The sequence below is a fragment of the Streptomyces sp. NBC_01428 genome (genome assembly GCF_036231965.1).
Taxonomy (GTDB): domain Bacteria; phylum Actinomycetota; class Actinomycetes; order Streptomycetales; family Streptomycetaceae; genus Streptomyces.
This window is the reverse complement of sequence record NZ_CP109499.1, coordinates 4314464-4339921: the sequence shown is the minus strand read 5'-3', so window position 1 is coordinate 4339921 and position 25458 is coordinate 4314464. Positions and strand designations below refer to the sequence as shown.

The 25458-nt window shown below is 73.7% G+C and carries 25 protein-coding genes; 14 read left to right on the top strand and 11 right to left on the bottom strand.

Annotated features, from left to right (window positions below; translation table 11 throughout):
* Position 1 precedes the first annotated feature (1 nt).
* The 6 genes from OG406_RS18820 to OG406_RS18795 form a co-directional block, all read right to left on the bottom strand.
* Positions 2–490 (bottom strand): DUF3180 domain-containing protein, encoded by a 489-nt coding sequence (locus tag OG406_RS18820; protein WP_081218608.1) that lies wholly within the window; start codon positions 488–490, stop codon positions 2–4.
* Positions 491–561: 71 nt separating this feature from the next.
* Entirely contained in the window at positions 562–1176 is a 615-nt protein-coding gene (gene folK / locus OG406_RS18815) for a 2-amino-4-hydroxy-6-hydroxymethyldihydropteridine diphosphokinase (RefSeq protein ID WP_329186783.1), read from the bottom strand.
* Complete coding sequence (folB, locus tag OG406_RS18810; RefSeq protein WP_164372926.1) at positions 1173–1532, bottom strand: dihydroneopterin aldolase; 360 nt, start codon at positions 1530–1532, stop codon at positions 1173–1175. The genes folK and folB overlap by 4 nt, the downstream gene beginning before the upstream one ends.
* A gap of 247 nt (positions 1533–1779) precedes the next feature.
* Positions 1780–2274 carry a nuclear transport factor 2 family protein gene (locus tag OG406_RS18805; RefSeq protein ID WP_081218611.1) on the bottom strand — a complete coding sequence of 165 codons (495 nt, stop codon included), beginning with the start codon at positions 2272–2274 and terminating at the stop codon, positions 1780–1782.
* The gene (folP, locus tag OG406_RS18800; RefSeq protein ID WP_081218612.1) at positions 2271–3182 is read right to left on the bottom strand and encodes a dihydropteroate synthase; all 912 of its coding nucleotides are present in this window, start codon (positions 3180–3182) and stop codon (positions 2271–2273) included. The genes OG406_RS18805 and folP overlap by 4 nt, the downstream gene beginning before the upstream one ends.
* Before the next feature lie 100 nt (positions 3183–3282).
* Positions 3283–5055, bottom strand: coding sequence for a phosphatidylglycerol lysyltransferase domain-containing protein (locus OG406_RS18795; protein WP_382751123.1), 1773 nt, complete (start codon positions 5053–5055; stop codon positions 3283–3285).
* 256 nt (positions 5056–5311) lie between these two features.
* On the opposite strand from OG406_RS18795, the gene OG406_RS18790 reads away from it, so the two are divergent.
* The gene (locus tag OG406_RS18790; protein ID WP_266615437.1) at positions 5312–6439 is read left to right on the top strand and encodes an alpha/beta hydrolase; all 1128 of its coding nucleotides are present in this window, start codon (positions 5312–5314) and stop codon (positions 6437–6439) included.
* Between the two features lie 361 nt (positions 6440–6800).
* The gene (locus tag OG406_RS18785; protein WP_443067087.1) at positions 6801–8609 is read left to right on the top strand and encodes a hypothetical protein; all 1809 of its coding nucleotides are present in this window, start codon (positions 6801–6803) and stop codon (positions 8607–8609) included.
* A gap of 199 nt (positions 8610–8808) precedes the next feature.
* Here OG406_RS18785 and OG406_RS18780 read toward each other — a convergent pair whose 3' ends face one another.
* Both OG406_RS18780 and OG406_RS18775 read right to left on the bottom strand, forming a co-directional pair.
* Positions 8809–10128, bottom strand: coding sequence for a PH domain-containing protein (locus OG406_RS18780; RefSeq protein WP_329190871.1), 1320 nt, complete (start codon positions 10126–10128; stop codon positions 8809–8811).
* Between the two features lie 68 nt (positions 10129–10196).
* Positions 10197–10700 carry a PH domain-containing protein gene (locus OG406_RS18775; RefSeq protein ID WP_267051468.1) on the bottom strand — a complete coding sequence of 168 codons (504 nt, stop codon included), beginning with the start codon at positions 10698–10700 and terminating at the stop codon, positions 10197–10199.
* Between the two features lie 31 nt (positions 10701–10731).
* On the opposite strand from OG406_RS18775, the gene OG406_RS18770 reads away from it, so the two are divergent.
* Complete coding sequence (locus OG406_RS18770; RefSeq protein ID WP_164372932.1) at positions 10732–11883, top strand: NADH-quinone oxidoreductase subunit D; 1152 nt, start codon at positions 10732–10734, stop codon at positions 11881–11883.
* On the opposite strand, the gene OG406_RS18765 is transcribed toward OG406_RS18770, so the two are convergent.
* Positions 11848–12924 (bottom strand): SAM-dependent methyltransferase, encoded by a 1077-nt coding sequence (locus OG406_RS18765; RefSeq protein WP_329186777.1) that lies wholly within the window; start codon positions 12922–12924, stop codon positions 11848–11850. The genes OG406_RS18770 and OG406_RS18765 overlap by 36 nt on opposite strands.
* A gap of 118 nt (positions 12925–13042) precedes the next feature.
* On the opposite strand from OG406_RS18765, the gene OG406_RS18760 reads away from it, so the two are divergent.
* The 3 genes from OG406_RS18760 (at position 13043) to OG406_RS18750 (ending at position 15684) form a co-directional block, all read left to right on the top strand.
* Entirely contained in the window at positions 13043–14248 is a 1206-nt protein-coding gene (locus OG406_RS18760; RefSeq protein WP_266615442.1) for a sensor histidine kinase, read from the top strand.
* Positions 14249–14315: 67 nt separating this feature from the next.
* Positions 14316–14987 carry a response regulator transcription factor gene (locus OG406_RS18755; RefSeq protein ID WP_081218619.1) on the top strand — a complete coding sequence of 224 codons (672 nt, stop codon included), beginning with the start codon at positions 14316–14318 and terminating at the stop codon, positions 14985–14987.
* A gap of 64 nt (positions 14988–15051) precedes the next feature.
* Positions 15052–15684, top strand: coding sequence for an AAA family ATPase (locus tag OG406_RS18750; RefSeq protein ID WP_266615446.1), 633 nt, complete (start codon positions 15052–15054; stop codon positions 15682–15684).
* A gap of 66 nt (positions 15685–15750) precedes the next feature.
* Here the strand turns inward: OG406_RS18750 and OG406_RS18745 are convergent, their stop codons facing one another.
* Complete coding sequence (locus OG406_RS18745) at positions 15751–16857, bottom strand: DUF5937 family protein (protein WP_266615448.1); 1107 nt, start codon at positions 16855–16857, stop codon at positions 15751–15753.
* Between the two features lie 158 nt (positions 16858–17015).
* On the opposite strand from OG406_RS18745, the gene OG406_RS18740 reads away from it, so the two are divergent.
* Complete coding sequence (locus OG406_RS18740) at positions 17016–17234, top strand: hypothetical protein (RefSeq protein ID WP_329186771.1); 219 nt, start codon at positions 17016–17018, stop codon at positions 17232–17234.
* 72 nt (positions 17235–17306) lie between these two features.
* On the opposite strand, the gene OG406_RS18735 is transcribed toward OG406_RS18740, so the two are convergent.
* A complete protein-coding gene (locus tag OG406_RS18735) occupies positions 17307–18512 on the bottom strand; it encodes a threonine aldolase family protein (protein WP_329186769.1) in 1206 nt (401 codons plus the stop codon).
* A 221-nt stretch (positions 18513–18733) separates the two neighbouring features.
* Here OG406_RS18735 and OG406_RS18730 point away from each other — a divergent pair, with 221 nt between their 5' ends.
* From OG406_RS18730 to OG406_RS18700, 7 genes are all read left to right on the top strand, one after another.
* The gene (locus OG406_RS18730) at positions 18734–19672 is read left to right on the top strand and encodes a Rossmann-like and DUF2520 domain-containing protein (protein WP_164372939.1); all 939 of its coding nucleotides are present in this window, start codon (positions 18734–18736) and stop codon (positions 19670–19672) included.
* A complete protein-coding gene (gene panC, locus OG406_RS18725; protein WP_329186767.1) occupies positions 19669–20661 on the top strand; it encodes a pantoate--beta-alanine ligase in 993 nt (330 codons plus the stop codon). The genes OG406_RS18730 and panC overlap by 4 nt, the downstream gene beginning before the upstream one ends.
* Complete coding sequence (locus OG406_RS18720) at positions 20658–22427, top strand: L-aspartate oxidase (RefSeq protein ID WP_326842655.1); 1770 nt, start codon at positions 20658–20660, stop codon at positions 22425–22427. Before panC ends, OG406_RS18720 begins: the two co-directional genes overlap by 4 nt.
* Positions 22428–22432: 5 nt before the next feature.
* Entirely contained in the window at positions 22433–23410 is a 978-nt protein-coding gene (nadC, locus tag OG406_RS18715) for a carboxylating nicotinate-nucleotide diphosphorylase (protein ID WP_164373009.1), read from the top strand.
* A gap of 8 nt (positions 23411–23418) precedes the next feature.
* The gene (locus OG406_RS18710; RefSeq protein ID WP_164372942.1) at positions 23419–24216 is read left to right on the top strand and encodes a type III pantothenate kinase; all 798 of its coding nucleotides are present in this window, start codon (positions 23419–23421) and stop codon (positions 24214–24216) included.
* A 315-nt stretch (positions 24217–24531) separates the two neighbouring features.
* The gene (locus tag OG406_RS18705; RefSeq protein WP_329186764.1) at positions 24532–25167 is read left to right on the top strand and encodes a hypothetical protein; all 636 of its coding nucleotides are present in this window, start codon (positions 24532–24534) and stop codon (positions 25165–25167) included.
* Positions 25168–25222: 55 nt separating this feature from the next.
* Positions 25223–25408, top strand: coding sequence for a hypothetical protein (locus OG406_RS18700; protein ID WP_266847580.1), 186 nt, complete (start codon positions 25223–25225; stop codon positions 25406–25408).
* Positions 25409–25458 lie beyond the last annotated feature (50 nt).

Genomic DNA, 25458 nt, shown 5'->3' with positions numbered 1-25458 from the left:
GTCAGGCAACCGGGGCCGCGCCGCCGTGGTGTTCGTCGTCGTCCTCCGGGAGCTTGCAGACACGCTCCAGGAAGAAACCGGCCGCTATGACGGCGATGCCGGCGACGACGGAGAACCCGGCGTAGATCGCCTGGTCGCGGCGGGCGGGGACCTCCAGGGACTCCAGGAGGAAGACGCCGGTCCCGCCGTACAGTCCCGCCACCAGGGCGGCGACCAGGGCGCTCGCCTGGCCGAAGACGACCGCGCGGGCCGCCATCAGCGGATCGACGCCCTTGGCGCCGGGGCGGCGCTCGCGCTGCGCCTTGAGGCGGGCGCGCAGCGACAGGGCCGTCGCGAGGAGGACGATCGCGATCAGGGCGAGCACGATGGGCGCAGCCAGCGGGACCCGGGGGAGCGTGCCCACCGCGGCCCACAGGCGGGCGCCCGCCCAGGACAGCACTCCGGCCACGACGAACACCGCGGCCAGTGTCCTGATGCGCAGCTCTTTCACGATGCCCCTTCGGTAGCCCGTGGGGGCCGGCCCTGTGCCGGGCCGGCCCGTGGTCGTCCTGACCTTAACGACTACTCGGGCAGCCGGAGTTCCAGGTCCGCGCGGGGAGCGACGCCGTCCCGCGTGACCGTGGTGAGGAGCTGGGCGACGGCACCGCGGCCGGGAAGCTGCGCCTCGGGGTCGACGTCGTGCCAGGGGGCGAGGACGAAGGCCCGCTCGTGGGCGCGCGGGTGAGGGAGCGTCAGCACCGGGTCGTCCGAGACGAGGTCGGCGTACGCGACGATGTCCACGTCGATGGTGCGGGGGCCCCAGTGCTCGTCCCGTACGCGGTGGAAGGCCTCCTCTACCGCGTGCGCCCGCTCCAGGAGCGAGGACGGCGGCAGGGTGGTCCGGAGCACCACGACCGCGTTGAAGTACGAGGGCTGGCTGTCCGGTTCGACGCCCCACGGCTCCGTCTCGTAGACCGGGGAGACCGCTTTGACGCGGACGCCGGGGGTGTCCTCCAGGGCGTCGATGGCGCCCTGGAGGGTCTCCAGGCGGTTGCCCAGGTTCGAGCCGAGGGAGATCACGGCGCGCCGGGGGTTCTGCAGGGTCGAGTCGGCGGCGTCCACGCGCTCGACGACCGAGGCGGGCACCGGCTGTACGGTCGGGTCGCTCGGACCCTCGGTGAAGGACGCGGCGGTCATGCTCGGCTCCGGGTGATCGTGACGGTCACGTCGTCGAAGGGAACCGTGATCGGCGCGTCCGGTTTGTGGACGCAGACCTCGACCTCCAGGACCCCGTCGTGCTTGAGGCACGTCTGGGCGATGCGCTCGGCGAGCGTCTCGATGAGGTCGACGGGCTCGCCCTGGACGACGGCGACGACCTCCTCCGCCACGATGCCGTAGTGCACGGTCTTCGCCAGGTCGTCGTCGGCCGCGGCCGGCCGGATGTCCAGGCCCAGCGTCAGGTCCACGATGAAGGTCTGGCCCTCCTCGCGCTCCCTCTGGAAGACGCCGTGGTGCCCGCGGGCCTTGAGGCCGCGCAGCGCGACACGATCCACGCGAATCACTCCTGCAATCGTCGGTGACGGCCGCTGTGCACCGAGTGCGGTCGGTACGGCGGCCTCAGGCGAATCTACCTGCGGGCACTGACAGCGTTCGCCCGCGGGGGAGGGCGTCCGGGCGAAGGCGACGAGGCTTCACCGGGCGTTTCCCCTGGGGAACACGGCGGCTCACGGGTTGGTAGCCGCCCCTACCCCGAGGTGGTGATTCCAACCACTTCTTGGTCCCTGTGGGGCCCACACCCACTCAACCGGCGGTGTCCTCGTCGTCTTCCTCACCGGATTCGGCGAGCACGGGCGAGGCGTGGTGCGACCAGAGCTTCCAGCCCTCGGGGGTGCGGCGGAAGACGTTCGTGGCGACGACGAGCTGGCCGACGAGCGGGCCGAGCTCCTCGCCGTCGTCGGGTGCCGGGCCCCCGCTGAGGATGTTCTCCGTGCAGGTGACGAGCGCGGTGTCGCCGGAGACGGAGACATGCACGTCGGTGAGGAAGAACTGGATGTACTCGGTGTTCGCCATGATCAGCGCGTACGAGCGGAGGACCTCGCCCCGGCCGTTGAGGACGGGCCAGCCCGGGTGGACGCAGGACACGACCGCGCCCTCGCCCTCGAAGTCGTCGTCGGACGTGTCCAGCGGGGCCAGCCACAGGCCGGAGAGGGCCTCGAAGTCGCCCCGCTCCAGCGCCTCGTAGAACGCCGTGTTGGCGCCTTCGACCTGCTCGACGTCGGTCTGCGGTGTGCTCACCGGGCTCCCTCTGCGGCAGGACGGCCGACGGAGCCGGACGGCCCGCCGGTGCGGGCACCCTCGACGGCGCGGGCGACCCGTACGGCGTCGGCGGTGGCCCTGACCTCGTGCACGCGGACCGCCCAGGCGCCGTGCTGGGCGGCGATCGCGGAGACGGCGGCGGTGGCGGCGTCGCGCTCGCGCGCGGGCGGCGGCGCGCCCTTCGGGTCGGCCAGGACGTGGCCGAGGAAACGCTTGCGGGAGGCGGCGACCAGCAGGGGGTGGCCGAGGGCGCGGAGGCGGTCGAGGTGGGCGAGGAGCGCGAGGTCGTGGCCGGGGTCCTTGGAGAAGCCGAGCCCGGGGTCGACGACGATCCGGTCGGCGGCGACACCGGCCTCGATGACGGCCGCCACGCGTGCGTGCAGCTCGTCGACGACTTCGGAGACCACGTCCTCGTACACGCCCCGCACGTTCCCGCCCGCGAGGAAGCCGCGCCAGTGCATGACGACGAAGGGGGCGCCGGCCGCGGCGACGGCCGGGAGCATCGCGGGGTCGGCGAGGCCGCCGCTGACGTCGTTGACGAGGGCCGCTCCGGCGGCGAGGGACTGCTCGGCGACGGAGGCCCGCATGGTGTCCACGGAGACGGTGACGCCCTCGGCGGCGAGGCCGCGGACGACGGGGATGACGCGTTTGAGCTCTTCCGCCTCGTCGACGCGGGTGGCTCCGGGGCGGGTGGACTCGCCGCCCACGTCCACCAGGTCGGCGCCCTCGGCGACCAGGTCGAGGCCGTGTTTGACGGCCGCCGTCGTGTTGAACCAGTGGCCGCCGTCGGAGAAGGAGTCGGGGGTGACGTTCACGACCCCCATGACCGCGCAGCGGTCCCACGTCGGCAGTCCCGCGACTCGGCCGCGCCCGCGCTCGATGCTCATACGCCCAGCCTAGGCCTCCTCCCGGACCGGACCGCCCTGGTGGCCCGCCCACCGCCCCCGCCCGTGGGCGGGCGGGGGCGGCGACGGCCCGGCGTCCGGGCTAGGCCGCTCTGACGTCGCGTTCCGCCGGTGCGTGCGCGCAGGGGCGGGGAGCCCGGGGGCGTCGGCGCAGGAGGCGGGGGAGGGCGAGGTTCACGAAGCCCTCGGCCTGCATCGCGGCGAGGCCGATGCGGGGGAGGTCGCGGGAGGAGGCGTAGACGACGAAGCGCGGCTCCCAGCGGGGGCGGAACTTCGCGTTGAACTTGTACAGCGACTCGATCTGGAACCAGCGGGAGAGGAACACGAGCAGTCCGCGCCAGGCGCGCAGCACGGGCCCGGCGCCGATCTTCTCGCCGCGGGCGAGCGCCGAGCGGAACATGGCGAAGTTGAGGGAGACCCGTTCCACGCCGAGGCGGGGGGCCGCCTGGAGCGCCGCCACGATGAGGAGTTCGTTCATGCCGGGGTCGGCGGCGCGGTCGCGCCGCATGAGGTCCAGGGAGACCCCGTCGGTGCCCCAGGGCACGAAGTGCAGGACGGCCTTCAGATCGCCGTACGGTCCGGGCCGGTCGTCGGCCTTGTGGGCGGTGGCGATCAGACAGTCCCCGTCGGAGGGGTCACCGATCCGGCCGAGCGCCATGGAGAAACCACGTTCGGTGTCGGTGCCGCGCCAGTCCTCGGCGGCGCGCCGTATCCGGTCCAGTTCGCCCTCGCCGAGGTCACGGATGCGCCGTACCCGTGTCTCGTAGCCAGCCCGCTCGATGCGCTTCACCATCTGGCGCACGTTCCGCATCGCGCGCCCGGCCAGGGAGAAATCCGCGACATCCACCACCGCCTCGTCCCCCAGTTCGAGGGCGTCGAGGCCGGTTTCGCGGGTCCACACCTCGCCCCCCGTCTCGGAGCAGCCCATGACGGCGGGGGTCCAGGAGTGCGCCCGTGCCTCGTCCATGAAGCGCTCGATGGCGCCGGGCCAGGCCTCCACGTCGCCGATGGGGTCGCCGCTGGCGAGCATCACTCCGGAGACCACCCGGTAGGTCACCGCCGCCTTGCCGCTGGGCGAGAAGACGACCGCCTTGTCGCGGCGGAGCGCGAAGTGGCCGAGGGAGTCGCGGCTGCCGTGCCGGTCGAGCAGGGCGCGGAGCCTGACCTCGTCGTCCTCGGTGAGGCGGGCGGCGGGGTGCTCGGGGCGGAAGGCGAGGTAGACGGTGGTGACGGCGGTCAGCCAGCCGAGCGCGCCGAGGGAGAAGGCGACCGTCCAGGAGGTGGGTCCGGCGTAGTCGACGGGGCCCTCGAAGCCGACCAGTCCGTACAGGACGTGGGTGATGCGGTCGGCCAGGCTCGGGTCGCCGATCATGCGGTTCTCGTGGACGCTGACGATGAGGAGACCGAGGACGAGGGAACCGGCGCCCATGAGGACGAAGTTGGCGAGCGCGCGCCACCGGCTGCGCGGATCGGGCAGGGCCGCGAACTCGTCGCGGTGGCGCAGCAGCGGTGCGAGCAGCGCCGCCGAGATGACGACGCCGATCAGCGAGTGCCGGTACGCGAACTGCGCCACGGCGCCCAGCGGGAGCAGGACCACCGCGGCGCGCCAGGCCCGGCGCTTGCGGCGCCGCAGCCCGTGGGCGAGCAGCAGCAGGAGCACGCCGGCGCTGAGCGACAGGGCCGCGGCGAACGGGCCGAACGAGCCGGGCAGCACCTCCGCGAGGGCGTGCATACGGCTGTGACGGAAGCGCGGGAAGACGCCCGCGGCGATGTCCAGGAGACCGACGAGCGTGCAGGCCCTGGCGATCAGGGCGGGGACGGCGTCCGGGCTCGGACCGCGGAGTATGCGCCGCATCCGGCCTGTTCCGCTCGGAACCTCGCCCGACAATTCCCCATCTATCCTGACAGACATCGCATCCCGTAGTTCTGCGAGAGACCTTGAATCCGGTGCCATTCCGGCATCCGGCGACATTGCGCCCTCTAGGACGGTGTCTTGGGGACACAGGTTCACTCGTCTCCGGAAAGCCGGTTCAAAAGGCAAGGAAAGTCCAGGGCAAGGCCTCGCGAAGGAGCGGGACGGCCCGGGGCGGAAAGCGCAGGCGGAGCAGCTCATGGGTCTCACGAGCAACAAGGTGCTGGTACTGGCGGTCCTGCTCGCCGTCCTGCTGTTCGCGGGCACGGTGTGGTGGTGGCCGCGGCTGGCGCGGCGCACCTGGCGGGCCGTCAGCGGGCGCGTCGGCCTGCTGCTGGCCACCCAGTTGGCGCTGTTCGCCTGCGTCGGACTCGGCACCAACCAGGCATTCGGGTTCTACGCCAGCTGGGCCGACCTGCTCGGCCAGGAGCGCGGCGAGGGCGTGGTCGTGAACCACAACGGCGCGCGGGGTGCGGGCGGCGGCCCCCTCCAAGTGGTCGACACCCAGCGGGTGAACGTCTCGGGCGGCGCCCGGCCCTGGATCGGCGGCCAGATCCAGAAGATCGACGTCGTCGGCCGCACGACCCGGATCGCCACACCGGCGTACGTCTATCTGCCGCCCGAGTACTTCCAGCCGCGCTACCGGGCCCGGACGTTCCCCGCCGTCACCGTGCTGACCGGCTATCCGGGAACCGCGGGTGCCCTCGTCAAGGGGCTGCACTACCCGCAGACCGTGAGCCGGCTGGCCAAGAACGGCAGGATCCAGCCGATGATCCTGGTCATGCTGCGCCCGACCGTGGCGCCCCCGAGGGACACCGAGTGCGTGGACGTCCCGGGCGGACCGCAGGCCGAGTCCTTCTTCGCCAGGGATCTGCCCGAGGCCGTGTCGGCCCACTACCGGGTCGGCACGAAGCCCGGGAGCTGGGGCGTCATCGGCGACTCGACGGGCGGCTACTGCGCGCTGAAGCTGGCCGTCCACCACCCCGGGGTGTACGCCGCGGGCGCGGGCCTGTCGCCGTACTACAAGGCGCCCATCGACCGGACGACGGGCGACCTCTTCCACGGCGACAAGGGACTGCGCGACAGGGCGGACCTGCGCTGGTACCTGAGGAACCGTCCCGCGCCCGACACCTCACTGCTCGTCAGCAGCAGCAGGATGGGCGAGTCCAACTACAAGGACACGCTGGGCTTCATAGACCTCGTGAAGGCGACCCGGCGGACCCGGATCTCGTCGATCATCCTCGACAGCGGCGGCCACAACTTCAACACGTGGCGGCGGGAGATCCCGGCGGCGCTCCAGTGGATGAGCGGACGGCTGGGCGGCTGAGGCGTGCCGTGCCGCGCGCCGCACCGGTGTTCCGTCCGGGGTCGTGAGCCTGTCGTCGGAGGGGTGTGGCGGGGGCGTGCCCGGGCGGGGCGAATTCGGTGACCGGTGCCGAATGGCCGTTCCGGAGAATTGCCGCCGCCCGCCGATTCCGATGAGGTGAAGGTCCCGGATTTCGATGAGGTGACGGTCCCGGATCGGGCCGAATCGATCAACGGGCGGGGGAGGCCGCTGGTTTGCGACGGCCCTTGCGGGACAAGGGACACGTCCTGTCGGCGGCCGGTACGCGACAAAGCCTCCGGGGTGGCTGTGTTTTTACCGTGCGGGGCACCACGATTCGCCTACGCGCGGTAAGTTTCTGGCCATGCCACGTGGACGCCACCGCCATTCCCCGCCCTTGCACAGGCTGCTGCCTCCTTCGGCGATCGCCGGCGTGTCGCTCGTCTGTGCCGTGGGGCCCTGGTTGTTCACGGAGCCGGCCGTGCTCCGTGTGCTGGCCGCGGGTGCCGCGGTGACGGCGGTCGCCGGTGCGGTCGTGATGCGCCGCTGGGACACCGCGGCGGGCAAACGCGTCGCCGACCTCACGCGCGCGCGGGCGAGCGACGAGTGGCGTCACGACGAGCGGGTCGCCGAACTGGAGACCGACCTCGACGAGTCGCGCGAGCTGCGCGTGAAGCTGGAGCACAAGCTGCGTGCCAAGCGCACCGAGCTGGCCGGCCTGCGCAACGAACACGCGGCGCTGCTGCGGCGGTACGCGACCGCGGAGACGGAGCGGGCGACCGCCCTGGAGGGCCGCCGGCAGCTCGCCATAGAGGCGTCGGTCCCGACGCGTGCCCTCCCGGCCGCGCGGACCGCTCCGGACGAGACGGCCGTCCCGGAACCCGTTGACCCGGCGGGATTCTTCGGCGTCGCCGAGGCTCCGGACGCGGAGGACGAGCGCGAGCGGTCCGCCGAGGCGGGGGCGGCCCCGCAGGCCGACGGCGCCGACCCGGCGACGGGCACGCGGGACGACACGAAGGACACGACGGACACGACGGACACGACAGACTCCACGACGCCGGAGGACGCCGAGGACGGCGGCACGGCGGCCGGGGACGACGCGCCGTCCGAGGACACCGGTACGGCGGGCTCCGCAGCCGACACCGACACCGACACCGGCACCGGCACCGATGCCGAGGCCGGAGCGACCGCCGACGCCGACACGACGGGTGAGGTCTTCTCGCCGGCCGGTTCGGGGCTGTTCCTGCGGGCGGGCGCCGCGCTGAACCGGATATCGAGCGGTGGTCCGCAGAAGGAGAGCGCCGAAACGGCGGCTCCCGGCGCGGTCGCCGTGGCGGAGCCCGACAGCGACACCGATCCCGACGCCGACCCGGACCCCGATGCCGCGCCCGACACGGACGCGGATGCCGAAGGCGGCGCGGACCCGGCACAGGCCACCACCTCGCAGGGCGCCGAGCCCGGCGAGTCCGCGCTCGACGCGGCCGTGAAGGACGCGGCGGCCCGCAAGAGCGCGGCGGCCCGGCAGCGCACGACCGGCCCGAAGGCCGGGACCACGAACACCGAGCCCCCGAAGGGCGCTTCACGCGGCGGGGCGGCAACCCCGTCCGACGCCGGCCCTTCCGCCGGACCGGACCCGTCCTCGGGCGCCGGCGTGGAGGACGGTGGGGCGCAGGGGAAGCCCGAGGCGGTCGGCGGGCATCAGCGCGCGGCCGCCGAGGCCAAGCCTTCGCCGTCCCGCCCGGCCCCCCGGGCCACCCCGTCCGGCTCCGCCGCTCCGGCGGTACCGGACGCCGTGCCGGCTCCGGCGGCCCGGCAGCACCACCCCGTCAAGGCCGCCGAGCCCGCGAAGCGGTCCGGGCACTTCACCGTTCCGACCGCCGTGGCCGTCGTCCCGCCCACCGCGCCGGTGCGACGCCCCTCGGTCGAGGGCGGGTTCGACTTCTTCGGTACGCAGAAGGAGGCCTCCGACGCCGCCGCGATGGAGGCCGTGCAGAACGAGGACCTGGCCGACGTCGTCGGCCAGGAGGCGCTCGCCCTGCACAAGGCGGAGGCGGAGTCCGGGTTCAAGACCGCGAGCGAGGGTTCGCTCGGGGCCGGCCAGGTCATCGACCTGACCGCGCACGACGAGACCGAGCAGATCGACGTGGCGGGCCTGCGGAGCGCGGCTTCCTGAGCGGCTCGCCCGTTCGGTTCGGCTGACAGCGGTGAGGGCAGGGGCGTCGTGCCACTGCCCTCACCGCTGTCACCGCCCGGACGTGATGGGCACGCACGCGTGGCGCTCGTTTCCGGGCCACGCGCGCGGGCGTACCCGTGTCGGAGCCCGCGCCGGTCGCACCCGTATCCGCCCCACGCCGTTCAGTTGCTGCGCCCCGTCAGGCCATCCACCGGTCCGGCCGGGCCTCCCGCCGTCCCGTGCGGGATCGGTCCGCCTGCGCCTGAAGCAGTGCCCTCGCCTCGGCGGTGTCCCGCAGCCGTGCCGTCACCGTCTTGCCCGCGCCCGTGTCGACGTGCACGTCGGCGAGTCCCTTGAACCGCTCCCAGGGCCCCTGCGTCAGCCGGACGCTCTGCACCTTCGCGTGCGGGACCAGCGAGAGGCTGCGCCGGAGCAGGCCGTGCCGCGCCGCGAAGACCGTGTCGGTGACGGCGAGTCCGTAGCCCCGCCACCAGAACGGCAGGCACCAGCGGGCCCGCCGCGGCGGCCGGTCCAGGGCCGCCGGGACGGTCACCCCGGGCAGCACCGCGGCGATCACGGCCTCGGCCACCTCGCGCGGAGCGACCGGCACGAGGACCGAGTTCGACGACCCCGCCACGTCCAGTTCCACGCGGACCCAGCCGCGCCGCCGCCAGAGCAGCGGCTCGACGATCCGCACGGTCTGCACCCGGCCGGGCGGCACCGTCTCGTGCGCGCGGTCCAGGAGCCCGTGGTCGATGCGCAGCCCGTCGGGGGACTCGCCCACCGTCCAGTCGTACTCGCCGACGAACCGCCCCACGCTGCTCGCGCCCGCCGCGCCGAGCAGCGGGAGGCCGGTCGCGAGGACCGTCCACACGCTGTGCGTGGCGAACCACAGCAGCGGCGGTACGACGAGTGCGGCGGCCAGGGAGCCCCAGGTGGCGCCGGTCAGCACCAGGGAGACGGCGAGGACTCCGGGCGGCACGTGCAGCAGCCGCCGCACCGGTGCCTCGCCGACCTCGCGGGCGGCCTCGGGCGTGAACCCGGCCGCGCGGGCGAGGAGCACGGCACGGAGCGTGCGGGCCTCGCTCTCGCCCAGGTAGGCCAGTTCGTCCTTCTTGTCCGCCCCGACCACGTCGAGCTTCAGCTTGGCGACGCCCGCGACACGGGCCAGCAGCGGCTGGGTGACGTCGACGGCCTGGAGCCGGTCGAGCCGGATGTGCGCGGTGCGGCGGAACAACAGCCCCGTACGGATGCGCAGTTCCGTGTCCGTCACCGCGAAGTGGGTGAACCACCAGCTCAGGAAGCCGTACAGGGCCGCGCCCGGCACGATCACGGCGAGCCCGACGAGCAGCGCCGTCGTGGTGAGCCGGGTGAGCTGTTCCTGCGCCTGGTTGGGGTCGTGGACGGCCCAGCCGGCGATCACGGCGACCGGTGCCCAGGCCCGCCGGAACGGCGTCACGGGGTGCAGTCGGCGCTCGGACGACGGCTCCTGTCCGGTCACGGCGCCGTCGTCCGGCAGCGCGGTCGTGGCGGCCGGACTCCCGGGCACGGCGGGCGGGGGACCCGAGGGCCCCGGGGAGGCCGTGCTCACAGGCCCGCCGATCGGGCTTCGCCGAGCTCGGTCAGCCGGTCGCGCAGCCGCTCCGCCTCGGCCGGGTCGAGCCCGGGGATGCAGGCGTCGGTGGCGGCGGCCGCCGTGTGCAGCTGCACGCTGGCCAGCCCGAAGTGCCGCTCCACCGGCCCGGAGGTCACCTCGACCAGTTGCATGCGCCCGTACGGCACCACGGTCTCCTCACGCCACAGCACGCCCCGGCTGATCAGCAGGTCGTCGGCGCGCTCGGCGTACCGCCAGGAGCGCCAGTTGCGGCCCAGCATGCGCCAGCCCCATCCGGCCACGGCGAGCGGGAGCAGCGCGAACAGGGCCCAGCCGGGGCCCGCGAACACGCCGAGGAGCACCCCGACGGCGACCGTCAGCAGCCCGAGCCACACCACCAGCAGCAGTCGGCGCATCCGCAGCAGCCCCGGGGGCAGCCCCGTCCAGACCGGCTCGGGCGTCGCGTTCTCGGCCGTCTGCGTGCTCCCCGTCTCCATGGGGCAAGCGTACGTACGACAGACTGTGTCCATGACTCCTACGACGGAGACCATGGTCGGTATCGGCGGCGCCGCGGAGAGCACCGACATGGTGCTCAACATCGGCCCCCAGCACCCGTCCACGCACGGTGTGCTGCGGCTGAAGCTCGTGCTCGACGGCGAGCGGATCCAGCACGCGGAGCCGGTCGTCGGCTACATGCACCGCGGCGCGGAGAAGCTCTTCGAGGCGCGCGACTACCGCCAGATCATCATGCTGGCCAACCGCCACGACTGGCTGTCCGCCTTCTCGAACGAGCTGGGCGTCGTCCTCGCCGTGGAGCGGATGCTCGGTATGGAGGTGCCCGCGCGCGCGGTGTGGACCCGCACGCTCCTCGCCGAACTGAACCGCGTCCTCAACCATCTGATGTTCCTGGGGTCCTATCCCCTGGAGCTGGGCGGGATCACCCCGATCTTCCACGCCTTCACGGAGCGCGAGGAACTGCAGCACGTCATGGAGGAGATCTCCGGCGGGCGCATGCACTACATGTTCAACCGGGTCGGCGGCCTCAAGGAGGACCTCCCGGCCGGATGGGCCACCCGCGCGCGTGCCTCCGTCGCCGCGCTGCGCTCGCGGATGGGCGTGTACGACGACCTGGTGCTCGGCAACGAGATCTTCCGGGGGCGGACCCGCGGTGTGGGCGCCCTCTCGGCGGAGGCCGTGCACGCCTACGGAGTGAGCGGTCCCGTCGCGCGCGCCTCCGGTGTCGACTTCGACCTGCGCCGCGACGAGCCCTACCTCGCCTACGGGGAGCTCCAGGACACCCTGCGCGTGGTCACCCGGCAGGAGGGCGACTGCCTGGCCCGCTTCGAGTGCCTCCTGGAGCAGACCCACGTCTCCCTGGACCTCGCGGACGCCTGCCTGGACCGGCTCGCCGAGCTGCCGCCCGGGCCGATCAACCAGCGGCTGCCCAAGGTCCTGAAGGCGCCCGAGGGCCACACGTACGCGTGGACCGAGAACCCGCTCGGCATCAACGGCTACTACCTCGTCAGCAAGGGCGAGAAGACGCCGTACCGGCTGAAGCTGCGCTCCGCGTCGTACAACAACATCCAGGCGCTCACCGAGCTGCTGCCCGGCACGCTGGTCGCCGACATGGTGGCGATCCTCGGGTCACTGTTCTTCGTCGTCGGGGACATCGACAAGTAGCGCCGCGAAGGGGTCGCCCTCCGCGGCGACGGATTCGGCGGTGTCCCGGAGGCCGACGGGACGGATCAGCCAGCCGAAGTCCCCGAGGCCGCCCGGCGCGGTGAGTTCCGCCGCCGCCCCGGCGCCCGCGAGGGCACGGACGTAGCCGGCGGGGTCCGTCGACGCGAGCGTGAGCGGGGGGCGCGCGGCGCTCACGCCCAGCGCCCGAAGCGCCGCGCGCTGCGTCGTCAGGTGCCCTCCGGGCCGTGCGCACGCGTCCAGCGCCACATGGGCGGTGATGTCGCACGAACCGTCCGGCACCGGTGCCGTCTCCCGTCCGTCGCGGAACCCGGTGAGGGTCCCGAAGGGCGGCCGCTGCCCGGCGAAGTGGGCGTAGTCGACGGCGACCGCGAGCCCCCGGTCGAGCGAGGCCACCGCGTCGGCCCAGGCCAGGTCCCGGGGCAGCCCGATCTCGGCACGTGAGCCCTCGGAAGGGCCGGCGGACGGCGGCCACCACCAGGTGCGCAGCCACTCCTCGTCCGGGCCGCCGACCGGCTCCCCGAGGCGTTCGGAGCCGTCGTCGCCCACGAGGACCAGGCGCGGCACCCCCTCCGTGTCCACCTCGGCGACGTCGACCGGCACGTTGTCCAGCCACTCGTTGGCGAAGAGCAGCCCGGTGATCCCGCGCGGCGGCTCGGCGCGCCAGGCGATCCGGGCGTCCAGACCGGCGGGACGGCCGGCGCGCTCCACCGCGTACGCGCGCACGCGGGCGGCCACCTCGGCGGGGAGAGCGGAGAGCACCCCGGCCGCCAGCTCGCCGCGGCCGGCCGCCATGTCGACGAACGCCAGCTCCCCGGGCCGGCCGAGCGCGCTGTCCAGACGGCACAGCAGCCGCGCCACGGCCTCCGCGAAGAGCGGCGACGCGTGCACCGAGGTCCGGAAGTGCCCCGCGGGCCCCTCGGGCCTGCGGTAGAAGCCGGCGGGCCCGTACAGCGCCTCGTGTGTCGCCTCGCGCCACCCGCGCCACCGGCCGTTCGCCCTGAGGCCTGTCGTCGCTGTCACCGGCCCACATTAAGCGCCGGGTACGGGAGGGCCTCCACCTTGGGGAGTACGAGAGGCGGTCCCGGATCGGTCCTCCGGTTGACCCCTGCACACTGCACGCTTCCCTACTCTGGGTTACGTGCAGCGCCTCTATGACTTTCTCCGCAGGCACCCGACATGGGTCGACAGCTTCTGGGCCGTCGCCCTGCTCGGGATCACCGGCGTGAACATCGTCAGTGTCGACGGGGCGGCGGACCACCACGGGTCGATCGCCGAGTCGCTGCCCATCGCCTTCTTCCTGTGCGTGGCGGTCGCGCTGCGCCGCCGGATGCCGGAGAAGATGCTCGTCCTGGCCGCGGCCATGGGCTTCGTGCAGCTCGTCGTCGACGTCGAGGTGATGACCGCCGACTTCGCGATGCTGGTGATCATCTACACGGTCGCCGCGGACGGCGCGCGCTGGGCCTCGCGGTTCGCGCTGGTCGGCGGCCTGTGCGCGGGCACGCTCGCGCAGCTGCGCTGGCCGGCGAACGAGTCGGGCGCCCTGGGCAGCGTCCTCATAGCGATCTTCCAGACCGTTCCGTTCGCGCTCGCCTGGGTGCTCGGCGACTCGATCCGCACCCGCCGGGCCTACCTCGCCCAGCTGGAGGAGCGCGCCGCCCGGCTGGAGAAGGAGCGCGAGGCACAGGCCAAGGTGGCCGTCGCCGCCGAGCGCGCCCGGATCGCCCGTGAGCTGCACGACGTCGTCGCGCACAACGTCTCGGTGATGGTGGTCCAGGCCGACGGCGCCGCCTACGTCATGGACACCGCCCCGGACCAGGCCAAAAAGGCACTGGAGACCATCTCCGGGACCGGCCGCCAGGCCCTCGCCGAGATGCGCCGCCTGCTCGGCGTCCTGCGCACCGGCGAGCACCAGGAGGTCGGCGAGTACGTGCCGCAGCCCGACGTCGAGCAGCTCGACGATCTCATCGAGCAGTGCCGTGCGTCCGGTCTCCCCGTCGACTTCAAGGTGGAGGGCACCCCGCGCCCGTTGCCCAGCGGCGTGGAGCTGACGGCGTACCGCATCGTGCAGGAGGCGCTCACCAACACCCGCAAGCACGGGGGACCGAACGCGGGGGCCAGTGTCCGCCTGGTCTACTTCGACGACGGCCTCGGCCTGCTCGTCGAGGACGACGGCAAGGGCGCACCCCACGAGCTGTACGAGGACGGGGGCGCCGACGGGCAGGGCCACGGCCTGATCGGCATGCGGGAGCGCATCGGCATGGTCGGCGGCACCCTGGACGCCGGGCCGCGCCCGGGTGGAGGCTTCCGCATCAGCGCCCTGCTGCCGCTCAAACCGGCCCACTGACACCTGTACACACGCTCGAACCGTAGGTTGATCCGTACGGTGATCCGCACGAAGTGAAAGGACCCCGATGGCGATCCGCGTAATGCTCGTCGACGACCAGGTGCTGCTGCGCACCGGCTTCCGGATGGTGCTCGCCGCCCAGCCGGACATGGAGGTCGTGGCCGAGGCGGGCGACGGCGTCGAGGCCCTCCAGGTGCTGAGCGCGACCGCGGTCGACGTGGTGCTGATGGACGTCCGCATGCCGAAGCTGGACGGCGTGGAGACGACCCGCCGCATCTGCTCGGACCCGAACCCGCCGAAGGTGCTGATCCTCACCACCTTCGACCTCGACGAGTACGCGTTCTCCGGGCTGAAGGCGGGCGCCTCCGGCTTCATGCTCAAGGACGTGCCGCCCGGGGAGCTGCTCGCCGCCATCCGGTCCGTGCACAGCGGTGACGCGGTGGTGGCGCCGTCCACCACGAGGCGGCTGCTCGACCGGTTCGCGCCGATGCTGCCGAACACGGGCAAGGAGCCCCAGCACAAGGGCCTGGAGCGGCTCACCGAGCGGGAGCGCGAGGTGATGATCCTCGTCGCGCAGGGCCTGTCGAACGGCGAGATCGCGGCGCGGCTCGTCCTCTCCGAGGCCACCGTGAAGACCCATGTGGGGCGCATCCTGACGAAGCTGGGGCTGCGCGACCGGGTCCAGGTCGTCGTCCTCGCGTACGAGACGGGCCTGGTCCGGGCCGGCGGGCTCGGCTGACCCGCACGGCGCCCGGGGCCGAAGGCGTGACCGGGGCGTGACCGGCGCCCACTAGGGTCTGCGCATGCTCCTGTGGATCAACGGCCCCTTCGGGGGCGGCAAGACACAGACCGCACACGAGATCCGGCGCCGGCTGCCCGGCAGTGTCCTCTGCGACCCGGAACATCCCGGCTTCGGTCTGCGCCGGATGCTGCCGCCCGAACTGCGCGGCGACTTCCAGGACTTGGCGTCCTGGCGGCAGGGCGTCGTCGAGGTGCTCGACCTCACGCTCGGCCGGCACGACGGTGTGGTCATCGCGCCCATGACGGTGACCGATCCGCGCTATTTCGCGGAGACGGTCGGCCGCCTGCGCGAACTGGGCCACGACGTACGGCACTTCACGCTGCTGGCCGAGCGGGAGACCGTCCTGGGGCGGCTGCGGGAGCGCGGCTTCGGGCGGCTGCTGCGGTACGTCGCCGGGAAGGACGCCCCGCTGCGGCGCGAGAGTTGGGCCGTGGAGCAGCTCGACCACTGCCTGGAGCGGCTGCGCGAACCGGAGTTCGCCGAGCATCTGTGGACCGACCGGACGACGGTCGCGCGGACCGCCGACCGGATCGCGGTCCTCGCGGGCCTGACGCTCACGCCGAACCGCGACGGGCTCGTCCGCGGGCGGCTGCGGCGCGCGTGGACGAGCGCGCGCCACATCCGCTTCGACTGACCTCCGGCGCCCGTCCGCGGGATCCCGTCCACACGATCCCTTCCGCACGGCCACCGGTGGTCGGCCCTAGCGCAGCAGGCCTTCCAGGAAGTCGCTGCCCAGCCGGGCGACCACGCCGACGTCCAGCTGGTGCAGCACGTACCGGCCGCGCCGCCGGGTGGTGATCAGGCCCGCCTTCTTGAGCACGCCCAGGTGCCGGGATATCTCCGGCGCGGTCATGCCGTGCACGTGGGCCAGCTCGCCGGTGGTGTACGCGCTGCGCGCCAGGTGACGGCAGATGCGCATCCGGACCGGGTGGGACAGGGCGGTCATCCGCAGGGTGAGCTGCTCCACGGAGGGCGGCACGGCCAGGTCGGGGGAGCTGACGGGGTAGTGCAGCACGGGCTGCCAGCGGTACCGGTGCAGGACCATCAGGTGCGGGCGGCCGAGGCTGGTGGGGACGAGGAGCAGACCGCCGTCCGCCGTGACCGTGTGCCCCTCGGTCAGCTTGTCGACGACGATGCGCCCCGCCGTCTCGTCCAGCGACAGCGCGGAGGAGACGGAGGACAGCGTCTCGGCCAGGCCCCTGCGGCGGAGCAGCTCGGTCCGGTGCCGGGCCTCGGCGGCCAGCGGATGGCGCAGCCGGGACCAGGTCTCGGCGAAGAAGGCCTCGTCGCAGTCCTCCAGGAACTGTCGCAGCCAGGCCCGGACGCCCGGCGGGTCCGCCAGCAGCCGCTCGGTGAACCGCGTCTGCTGCGGGCCGCGCGAGGCGGCCAGGTCGACGGCCCTGCGGCGCACCTCGGGATCGGTGAGGGCGTGCGGTCCCGCGGAGCTGTACGCCAGCGCTGAGGTGAACTCCAGGGCCGCGTCCACGAACTGCTCGTCGGTGAGCTTGTCGAGCAGGTCCAGGTCCTCGGCGAGTGTTCCGCCGGGCAGGGTGGCCCCGCCGGGGACGCCCGCGCAGGGCAGGAACAGGTCCGAGAACGTCGTACGCCACAGGAAGTCCGCCTCGCACATGCGGTCCGCGAGGTGCGGGTCGAGCCCGGCGGTCACGCCGGTCGCCCAGCCCTGGAGACCGGGGTGGTGGCCCGGCTCCGCGAGCGCGTGCAGCGCCATGCCCAGCTCGGCCAGCGGGGACGGCACGAAACGGATCTGCTCCGGCCGCAGCCCGCCGACGTCGATACGCACGCTCATGCCCCCATGGTGCACCCCGCCACCGACAGCGGCCGCCGCCGATCGACCGCGGCCCCCCGGCCGACGGGACACCCGTCGTGATCAGGCGCAACCTGGGATGAGCAGGGCCTTGCGCGCGGGCCTTCGGATCCCGTCACCGTCCCGAGAGGCGATCCGTCATGAGCATCACCCAGCAGTACCTCCTGGACACCTACCGGGCCGCGCAGCACGGGGAGCCCGCCCCTCCGGCGCCGGGCACCCACGACGCCGAGACCGTGCGCGAAGTGCGGGAGTACCGGCGCTTCCGGGCGGTCGTGGCCGGGCGTCCGGCGCGGGGGCGGATCCGGGGCGCGCTGGGCCGGTGGTTCCACGGAGGGCGCCACCACCCGGCCCGCTGACCCCGGACCCGCGAGGCCGGCCGTCCGGCGACCGCGCCGGGCAGCCGCGTCACGCCTGCGCGGGCAGCCGCCTCATGAACGCGCGGGCAGCCGCTTCACGAACGCGCGGACGGCCGCCTTCACGTCGTCGGCCGTCCACTCCAGGCCCGGCCCGGCCACGGTGACCTCGGTGAGCGAGAGGCCCGGGCCGCCGGGCGCCCAGCCCTGGCCGAACAGGCCCGTCCCGGTCTCCTCGGTCTGCAGCAGCGCCGCGTCGCCGAGAACGTCCGGGGCGTACGGCAGCCAGACCTGGAACTGGTGGGTGTGCGGCACCTCCGGGTGGACGCGCGCCCACGGCAGCCCGGCCTCGGCGAGCCCCTCGCGCAGGGCGGTGGCCACCACGCGCGCGTGGGCGACGTACTCCGGCAGCCGGGGCAGTTCCCGCTCCAGGCCGATGAGGGCGGACAGGACGGTCGGGAACTGCTGGATGATCATGCCGCCGTAGCGGTGCCGCCAGGTCTTCGCCTCGTCGACGAGCGTCCTGGGGCCCGCGATCGCCGCGCCGCCGAAGCCGTCGAGGGACTTGTAGAACGACACGTACACGCTGTCCGCGAGGCCGGCGATCTCGTCGAGGGGGCGGCCGAAGTGCGGGGTGCACTCCCAGAGGCGGGCCCCGTCGAAGTGGACCACCGCGTCGCGTTCGCGCGCCGCCTCCACGACCTCGGTCAGCTCCTCCCAGGTGGGCAGGACGAAACCGGCGTCCCTGAGCGGCAGTTCCAGCATCAGCGCGCCGAACGGCTCGGGGAAGTCCCGTACCTCCTCGGCGGTCGGCATCCGGGGCTCGTCCGTCAGACGCACCGGGCGCAGGCCGCTGACCTGGCTGAACGCGTGCCGCTCATGGACTTCCGGATGGTTGAGGGCGTGCAGGGCCACCGTCGGGTTCCCGGTGCGGCCCGCCCAGCAGCGCAGCGCGACCTGCTGGGCCATGGTGCCGGTCGGGAAGAACGCCGCGGCCTCCTTGCCCAGCAGCCCGGCGACGCGTTCCTCCAGGGCCTCGACGATGCCGTCGCCGTACATGTCGACCCGTCCGTCGAGGTCGTACGTCTCCTCGGCGGCCTCGCCCAGCCACGCCAGGCGCTCACGGAGCGTCTGCTGGTAGCTGGGCCGCCACAGCACCCGCTCCGCCTTCTTCCAGGCGACCGCGCGCCGCTCGAACCGCTCCTTGGGAGACAGCCGTGCCGCCTCTTCCCCGGCCTGCTCCGCAGGCTCCGTACCGGTCTCTGCCGCCCTGTCGCTCATCCCTGGATGATGTCCTGAGCCTGCCCGGCCGGTCATCTCGAATTTTCCGCACACCCCTGACCTGCGCAGATCATGCCCGCGCGGTCGAGGGACCGGATGCCGGGGCCGTCCGCGGGCACCCACAGCCTGTGGACGACCGAACGCCCCCCGAGGCAATCGCGTTAACATGACGAGAAATCGTCCGGTACCCGGAGCGGACTGGAACGGAAGGCCGCCGTCGAGTGAGTACATTCCCGCAGTCAGAGCCCAAGGACCGCCCCGCGCGGCTCGCCGTCGGCGTCGTCGGCGCCGGCCGTGTCGGCCCCGCGCTCGCCGCGGCGCTCCAGCTCGCCGGCCACCGCCCGGTGGCCGTCTCGGGCGTCTCGGACGCCTCCCGGCGCCGCGCGGCGCAGCTGCTGCCCGACGTGCCGCTGCTCTCCCCGGCGCAGGTCCTGGAGCGCTCCGAACTGGTGCTGCTGACCGTCCCGGACGACGCCCTGCCCGGTCTCGTCGAGGGACTCGCCGAGACCGGCGCAGTCCGCCCCGGCCAGCTCGTCGTGCACACCTCCGGCCGGTACGGCGCGCGTGTCCTCGACCCGGTCCTCAGGGCGGGCGCGCTGCCGCTCGCGCTGCACCCCGCGATGACCTTCACCGGTACCGCGGTGGACGTCCAGCGGCTCGCCGGCTGCTCCTTCGGGGTCACCGCGCCCGACGCACTGCGGCTGGCCGCCGAGGCCCTGGTGATCGAGATGGGCGGCGAGCCCGAGTGGATCGCCGAGGAGTCCCGGCCGCTCTACCACGCGGCCCTCGCCCTCGGTGCCAACCACCTGGTGACCCTGGTCGCCGAATCCATGGAGCTGCTGCGCACCGCCGGTGTCGAGGCCCCGGACCGGATGCTCGGCCCACTGCTGGGCGCCGCGCTGGACAACGCCCTGCGATCGGGCGACGCGGCCCTCACCGGACCCGTCGCGCGCGGTGACGCCGGCACGGTCGCCGCGCACGTCGCCGAACTGCGCGAGCACGCGCCGCAGACCGTCGCCGGCTATCTCGCGATGGCCCGCGCGACGGCCGACCGCGCGCTCGCCCACGGACTGCTCAAGCCGGAACTCGCCGAGGACCTCCTCGGCGTACTCGCCGACGGAGCGGACGGCACCCAGGGGACCGAGGGAGACACCCGATGACCACCGCGCTGCTGCGCACCGCCGCCGAGCTGCACGAGCGCGCCCGCTCGGGCCGCCGCGCCGTCGTCATGACGATGGGCGCCCTCCACGAGGGGCACGCCACCCTGGTCCGCACCGCCCGGGAGATCGCGGGCGACGACGGCGAGGTCGTCGTGACCGTCTTCGTGAACCCCCTCCAGTTCGGGCAGGGCGAGGACCTCGACCGCTACCCGCGCACCCTCGACGCCGACCTGAAGATCGCCGGCCTGGCCGGTGCGGACGTCGTGTTCGCGCCCTCCGTCGACGAGGTCTACCCCGGCGGCGAACCGCAGGTCCGGATCTCCGCCGGACCGATGGGCGAACTCCTGGAGGGCTCCGCGCGGCCGGGGCACTTCGACGGCATGCTCACCGTCGTCGCCAAGCTCCTGCACCTCACGCGCCCGGACGCCGCCCTGTTCGGGCAGAAGGACGCCCAGCAGCTGGCGCTGATCCGGCGCATGGTCCGCGACCTGAACTTCGGCGTGGACATCGTCGGCGTGCCCACGGTGCGCGAGGAGGACGGCCTCGCCCTCTCCAGCCGCAACCGCTACCTGGCGGCGACGGAGCGGCGCACCGCCCTCGCCCTCTCGCAGGCCCTGTTCGCGGGCCGCGACCGGCACGCCGCGCAGGAGGCGCTGCGCGCCCGGGCCCGCGAGGTGCCCGCCACCCGCGCGCGTGCCGAGGCCCTCAGCGCCCTGGGCGAGTCCCGGGCCGCGGCCGACGCGCACGCCGTCGCGAAGGCCGCCCCCGGCGGACCCGTCGGCGTCCGCTCGGCCGCCCGGCTCGTCCTCGACGAGGCGGCCCGCATGAACCCGCCGCTGACCCTGGACTACCTCGCCCTCGTCGACCCGTCCGACTTCAGCGACATCCAGGACGACTTCACCGGCGAGGCGGTCCTCGCCGTCGCCGCCCGGGTCGGGACCACCCGGCTGATCGACAACATCCCCCTCACCTTCGGAGCCGCCTCGTGACCGGCAAAGGCACAGGTTCAGACACCGCCGCAGGCACCGGCATACGCCTGCACGCGCCCGCTCCCGGCTGGGCCCTCACCGCCGACGTCGTGGTCGTGGGCTCCGGCGTCGCCGGGCTGACCACGGCCCTGCGCTGCGAGGCCGCGGGCCTGCGCACCGTCGTCGTCACCAAGGCCCGCCTCGACGACGGCTCGACCCGCTGGGCGCAGGGCGGCATCGCCGCCGCCCTCGGCGACGGCGACACCCCCGAGCAGCACCTCGACGACACCCTCGTGGCGGGCGCCGGGCTGTGCGACGAGGAAGCGGTGCGCATCCTCGTCACCGAGGGCCCCGACGCCGTCCGCCGGCTCATCGCGACCGGCGCCCACTTCGACGAGTCCTCGGAGGGCGGCCTCGAACTCACCCGGGAGGGCGGTCACCACCGCCGGCGCATCGCGCACGCGGGCGGCGACGCCACGGGCGCCGAGATCTCCCGGGCCCTCGTCGACGCGGTCCGCGCGCGCGGCCTGACCACGGTGGAGAACGCGCTCGTCCTCGACCTCCTCACCGACGCCGAGGGCCGCACCGCGGGCGTCACCCTGCACGTCATGGGAGAGGGCCAGCACGACGGCGTGGGCGCCGTGCACGCGCCCGCCGTGGTCCTCGCCACCGGCGGCATGGGCCAGGTCTACTCCGCGACCACCAACCCGTCCGTCTCCACGGGCGACGGCGTGGCCCTCGCCCTGCGCGCCGGCGCCGAGGTCTCCGACCTCGAATTCGTCCAGTTCCACCCGACGGTGCTGTTCCTCGGGGCCGACGCGGAGGGCCAGCAGCCGCTGGTCTCCGAGGCGGTCCGCGGCGAGGGAGCCCACCTGGTCGACGCGGACGGCGTGCGCTTCATGGTCGGCCAGCACGAGCTGGCCGAGCTGGCGCCCCGCGACATCGTCGCCAAGGGCATCATGCGCCGCATGCAGGAGCAGGACGCCGAGCACATGTTCCTCGACGCCCGGCACTTCGGCGCCGACATGTGGGAGCACCGCTTCCCGACCATCCTCGCCGCCTGCCGCGCCCACGGCATCGACCCGGTCACCGAGCCCGTGCCGGTCGCCCCGGCCGCGCACTACGCCTCCGGCGGCGTCCGCACCGACGCCCGGGGCCACACCACCGTCCCCGGCCTGTACGCGTGCGGCGAGGTCGCCTGCACCGGCGTCCACGGCGCCAACCGGCTCGCCTCCAACTCGCTGCTCGAAGGCCTGGTCTACGCCGAGCGCATCGCCGCCGACATCGCGGCGAGCCACGCCGCGAACGGCCTCCACGCGCGCGTGCCCGAGCCGGTCCCGCACCCCGAGAAGCCCGCGCACCCGCTGCTCGCCCCCGAGGCCCGGTTCGCGATCCAGCGGATCATGACCGGCGGCGCCGGTGTGCTGCGCTCCGCCGCGTCCCTCGCGACCGCGGCCGACCAGCTCCAGCGGCTGCACAGCGAGGCGCGGGACGCCCTCGACGAGAACGGCAAGACCTCCGAGCCGGGCGTCGACACCTGGGAGGCGACCAACCTGCTGTGCGTGGCCCGCGTCCTGGTCGCCGCCGCCCTCCTGCGCGAGGAGACCCGCGGCTGCCACTGGCGTGAGGACCACGCCGACCGGGACGACACGGACTGGCGCCGCCACATCGTCGTACGGCTGAATCCCGACCGGACACTCGCGGTCCGGACCACCGATACCGCAGACTTCCCCCCGACGACCCGGCAGCCTCGTCAGGCGCCCCCGTCCCGTCCCCAGGAGCAGTGACCGAAGTGAGCACCCCCGACCTTCCCCTCGTCCAGAGCGGCGGCTGCGGCGACGGCTGCGGCTGCGGCGCCGAAACGGACGAGGAGTACCTGGAGTGCGGCCTCGACCCCGCGCTCGCCCAGCTCCTCGCCGACGCCGGACTCGACCCCCTGGAGGTCGAGGACATCGCCAACGTGGCGATCCAGGAGGACCTCGACCACGGGGTGGACGTGACGAGCGTCGCGACCGTGTCCGAGGACGCCGTGTCCACCGGTGACTTCACCGCCCGGGACGCGGGCGTCGTCGCCGGCCTGCGGGTCGCCGAGGCGGTGCTCTCGGTGGTCTGCACGGACGAGTTCGAGGTCGAGCGGCACGTCGAGGACGGCGACCGTGTCGAGGCGGGCCAGACGCTGCTCAGCGTCACCACCCGCACCCGCGACCTGCTGACCGCCGAGCGCAGCGCGCTCAACATCCTGTGCCGCCTGTCCGGCATCGCGACCGCCACGCGCGCGTGGGCGGACGCCCTGGAGGGCACGAAGGCCCGCGTCCGGGACACCCGCAAGACCACGCCGGGCCTGCGCGCCCTGGAGAAGTTCGCCGTGCGCTGCGGCGGCGGCGTCAACCACCGCATGTCCCTCTCGGACGCCGCGCTGGTCAAGGACAACCACGTGGTCGCCGCGGGCGGCGTCGCCCAGGCCTTCAAGGCCGTACGGGAAGCCTTCCCGGACCTCCCGATCGAGGTCGAGGTCGACACCCTGGACCAGCTCCGCGAGGTCGTGGACGCGGGCGCCGACCTGATCCTTCTGGACAACTTCACCCCCGACGAGTGCGAGAAGGCGGTGGGCGTCGTCGAGGGCAAGGCCCTCCTGGAGGCGTCGGGCCGGCTCACCCTGGAGAACGCCGGGGCGTACGCGAGGACGGGCGTCGACTTCCTGGCCGTGGGCGCGCTCACGCACTCCTCGCCGATCCTGGACATCGGTCTCGACCTGCGAGCGGCGGAGTAACCCCGGCCATGCTGCTGACCATCGACGTAGGCAACACCCACACGGTCCTCGGTCTCTTCGACGGGGAGGAGATCGTCGAGCACTGGCGCATCTCCACCGACTCGCGCCGCACCGCCGACGAGCTCGCCGTGCTGCTCCAGGGCCTCATGGGCATGCACCCGCTGCTCGGCGAGGAGCTCGGCGACGGCATCGACGGCATCGCGATCTGCGCCACCGTCCCGTCCGTGCTGCACGAACTGCGCGAGGTGACGCGGCGCTACTACGGCGATGTCCCCGCCGTCCTCGTCGAGCCCGGCGTCAAGACCGGCGTGCCGATCCTCACGGACAACCCGAAGGAGGTCGGCGCCGACCGGATCATCAACTCCGTCGCGGCCGTCGAGCTCTACGGGGGACCGGCGATCGTCGTCGACTTCGGCACGGCGACCACGTTCGACGCCGTCAGCGCGCGGGGCGAGTACATCGGCGGTGTCATCGCGCCCGGCATCGAGATCTCCGTCGAGGCGCTCGGCGTGCGGGGCGCGCAGCTCCGCAAGATCGAGGTGGCCCGGCCGCGCGCGGTGATCGGCAAGAACACCGTCGAGGCCATGCAGTCCGGGATCATCTACGGGTTCGCCGGCCAGGTCGACGGTGTCGTGAACCGGATGGCGCGCGAGCTCGCCGACGACCCCGAGGACGTCACCGTCATCGCCACGGGCGGCCTCGCCCCCATGGTGCTCGGCGAGTCCTCGGTGATCGACGAACACGAACCGTGGCTGACCCTGATCGGCCTGCGCCTGGTCTACGAGCGCAACGTCTCCCGCATGTGAGCCCCCGGGGTCCGGCCACCGGCCGGACCCCGGAGCATCGCCCCGAACTCCTTCGGAATTGACGCGCCGCTGCCGCGCCTTCCCGAAATACGACTCCTTCGGCATCGGCTTCTTCTGCTTCTTCAGGTTCTTCGGCATCCGCGACGTTGTGCGCGACCTGTTCCCGGAATCTCCGCCATGTCGTTGCCCGCGGACTTACCCGGAGAGTTCCCGTGGACCCCCGCCCCGGTGTTCTCCGATGACCGCTCCCGAACGAGGCGCGCCATATTTCTTTCGCTATGCGGCTTTTGTCTGATTAGCGCGTATCGTCGCCGCATGCCCACGCCCTACGGATCCCACGGCGGCATGGCGTTCGGTGCGGAGGAGCTGCGTGTGCTCCGTCGCGCTCTCGCCCTTGCCCTGCACCCCAGTCCCGTCTCGGCCGAGGACGTCCAGGACTGCCTCCGCCTCGCCGAGTCCGTCGACGAGGCGCTCCACGAGGGGGCCAGACTGCGGGCCTTCCTGCTGGCGGACCTCGCCCGCTACCGCGCCGCGCTGCCGGGCACCGCCGGCGGATACCTCGTGCTCCTGGAGGAGGTCCTCGCGGCCGGCTACCGGCCGAACCCCGACGACCTCGCCGCCCTCCGCGCGCTGCGCGGCAACCCCGCCGCGGCGGCCCTGCTGGACCGCTGCCGGGTTCTCGCCGAGCAGGACGTACGCACCCGGCTCGCGGACCGCTCGGTCGCGGCGGTCCCGTCGGTGCCGGCGTCCCGCACCCGGCTGCTGGCGCTGCCCGGAGGCCGGTCCGCCGACCGGCCGGAGAAGACGGCTGAGCCGAAACCCCCGTCGCGGCCCCCGTCCAGGACCCCGCGCACGGACCGCCCCATTCCCACCCCGGGTGAGGTCTTCCCGCCGCGCCGCAAGTCGGGACCGCCCCCGGCGAACCCTCCGCAGCAGCTCGCGGCGGGCTGACCCCGGTCGCCGACCCCGAGACATCGGCATGGCGCCCCCTGGCTACTCTGGAGGCATGGACTACGTCTCCGCGCTCGTGCCCCCCGTCGTGATGGCCGTCTTCTTCATCGGGCTCATCGTGACGATCGTGAAGACCCAGGGCGGCGCCAACAAGGCCAAGGAGGACGCGGCCGTCGACGCCGTCCTCGCGCGCGCGGAGAGCGCCCAGCAGGCCTCGGGCCCCAAGGACGCCGGGGTCTGACCCCTCCGGGGCGCCACCCCCGTGCGGCGCCCGCCCGGGGCTCCGCGGCA

Excerpts from the sequence above, each read along its gene's own strand:
- folK (WP_329186783.1), bottom strand. The coding sequence starts at position 1,176 with ATGACCGCCGCGTCCTTCACCGAGGGTCCGAGCGACCCGACCGTACAG.
- folP (WP_081218612.1), bottom strand. The coding sequence starts at position 3,182 with ATGAGCATCGAGCGCGGGCGCGGCCGAGTCGCGGGACTGCCGACGTGG.
- OG406_RS18795 (WP_382751123.1), bottom strand. The coding sequence starts at position 5,055 with ATGCGGCGCATACTCCGCGGTCCGAGCCCGGACGCCGTCCCCGCCCTG.
- OG406_RS18790 (WP_266615437.1), top strand. The coding sequence starts at position 5,312 with ATGGGTCTCACGAGCAACAAGGTGCTGGTACTGGCGGTCCTGCTCGCC.
- OG406_RS18785 (WP_443067087.1), top strand. The coding sequence starts at position 6,801 with ATGCCACGTGGACGCCACCGCCATTCCCCGCCCTTGCACAGGCTGCTG.
- OG406_RS18775 (WP_267051468.1), bottom strand. The coding sequence starts at position 10,700 with ATGGAGACGGGGAGCACGCAGACGGCCGAGAACGCGACGCCCGAGCCG.
- OG406_RS18770 (WP_164372932.1), top strand. The coding sequence starts at position 10,732 with ATGACTCCTACGACGGAGACCATGGTCGGTATCGGCGGCGCCGCGGAG.
- OG406_RS18755 (WP_081218619.1), top strand. The coding sequence starts at position 14,316 with ATGGCGATCCGCGTAATGCTCGTCGACGACCAGGTGCTGCTGCGCACC.
- OG406_RS18750 (WP_266615446.1), top strand. The coding sequence starts at position 15,052 with ATGCTCCTGTGGATCAACGGCCCCTTCGGGGGCGGCAAGACACAGACC.
- OG406_RS18745 (WP_266615448.1), bottom strand. The coding sequence starts at position 16,857 with ATGAGCGTGCGTATCGACGTCGGCGGGCTGCGGCCGGAGCAGATCCGT.
- OG406_RS18740 (WP_329186771.1), top strand. The coding sequence starts at position 17,016 with ATGAGCATCACCCAGCAGTACCTCCTGGACACCTACCGGGCCGCGCAG.
- OG406_RS18735 (WP_329186769.1), bottom strand. The coding sequence starts at position 18,512 with ATGAGCGACAGGGCGGCAGAGACCGGTACGGAGCCTGCGGAGCAGGCC.
- panC (WP_329186767.1), top strand. The coding sequence starts at position 19,669 with ATGACCACCGCGCTGCTGCGCACCGCCGCCGAGCTGCACGAGCGCGCC.
- OG406_RS18710 (WP_164372942.1), top strand. The coding sequence starts at position 23,419 with ATGCTGCTGACCATCGACGTAGGCAACACCCACACGGTCCTCGGTCTC.
- OG406_RS18705 (WP_329186764.1), top strand. The coding sequence starts at position 24,532 with ATGCCCACGCCCTACGGATCCCACGGCGGCATGGCGTTCGGTGCGGAG.
- OG406_RS18700 (WP_266847580.1), top strand. The coding sequence starts at position 25,223 with ATGGACTACGTCTCCGCGCTCGTGCCCCCCGTCGTGATGGCCGTCTTC.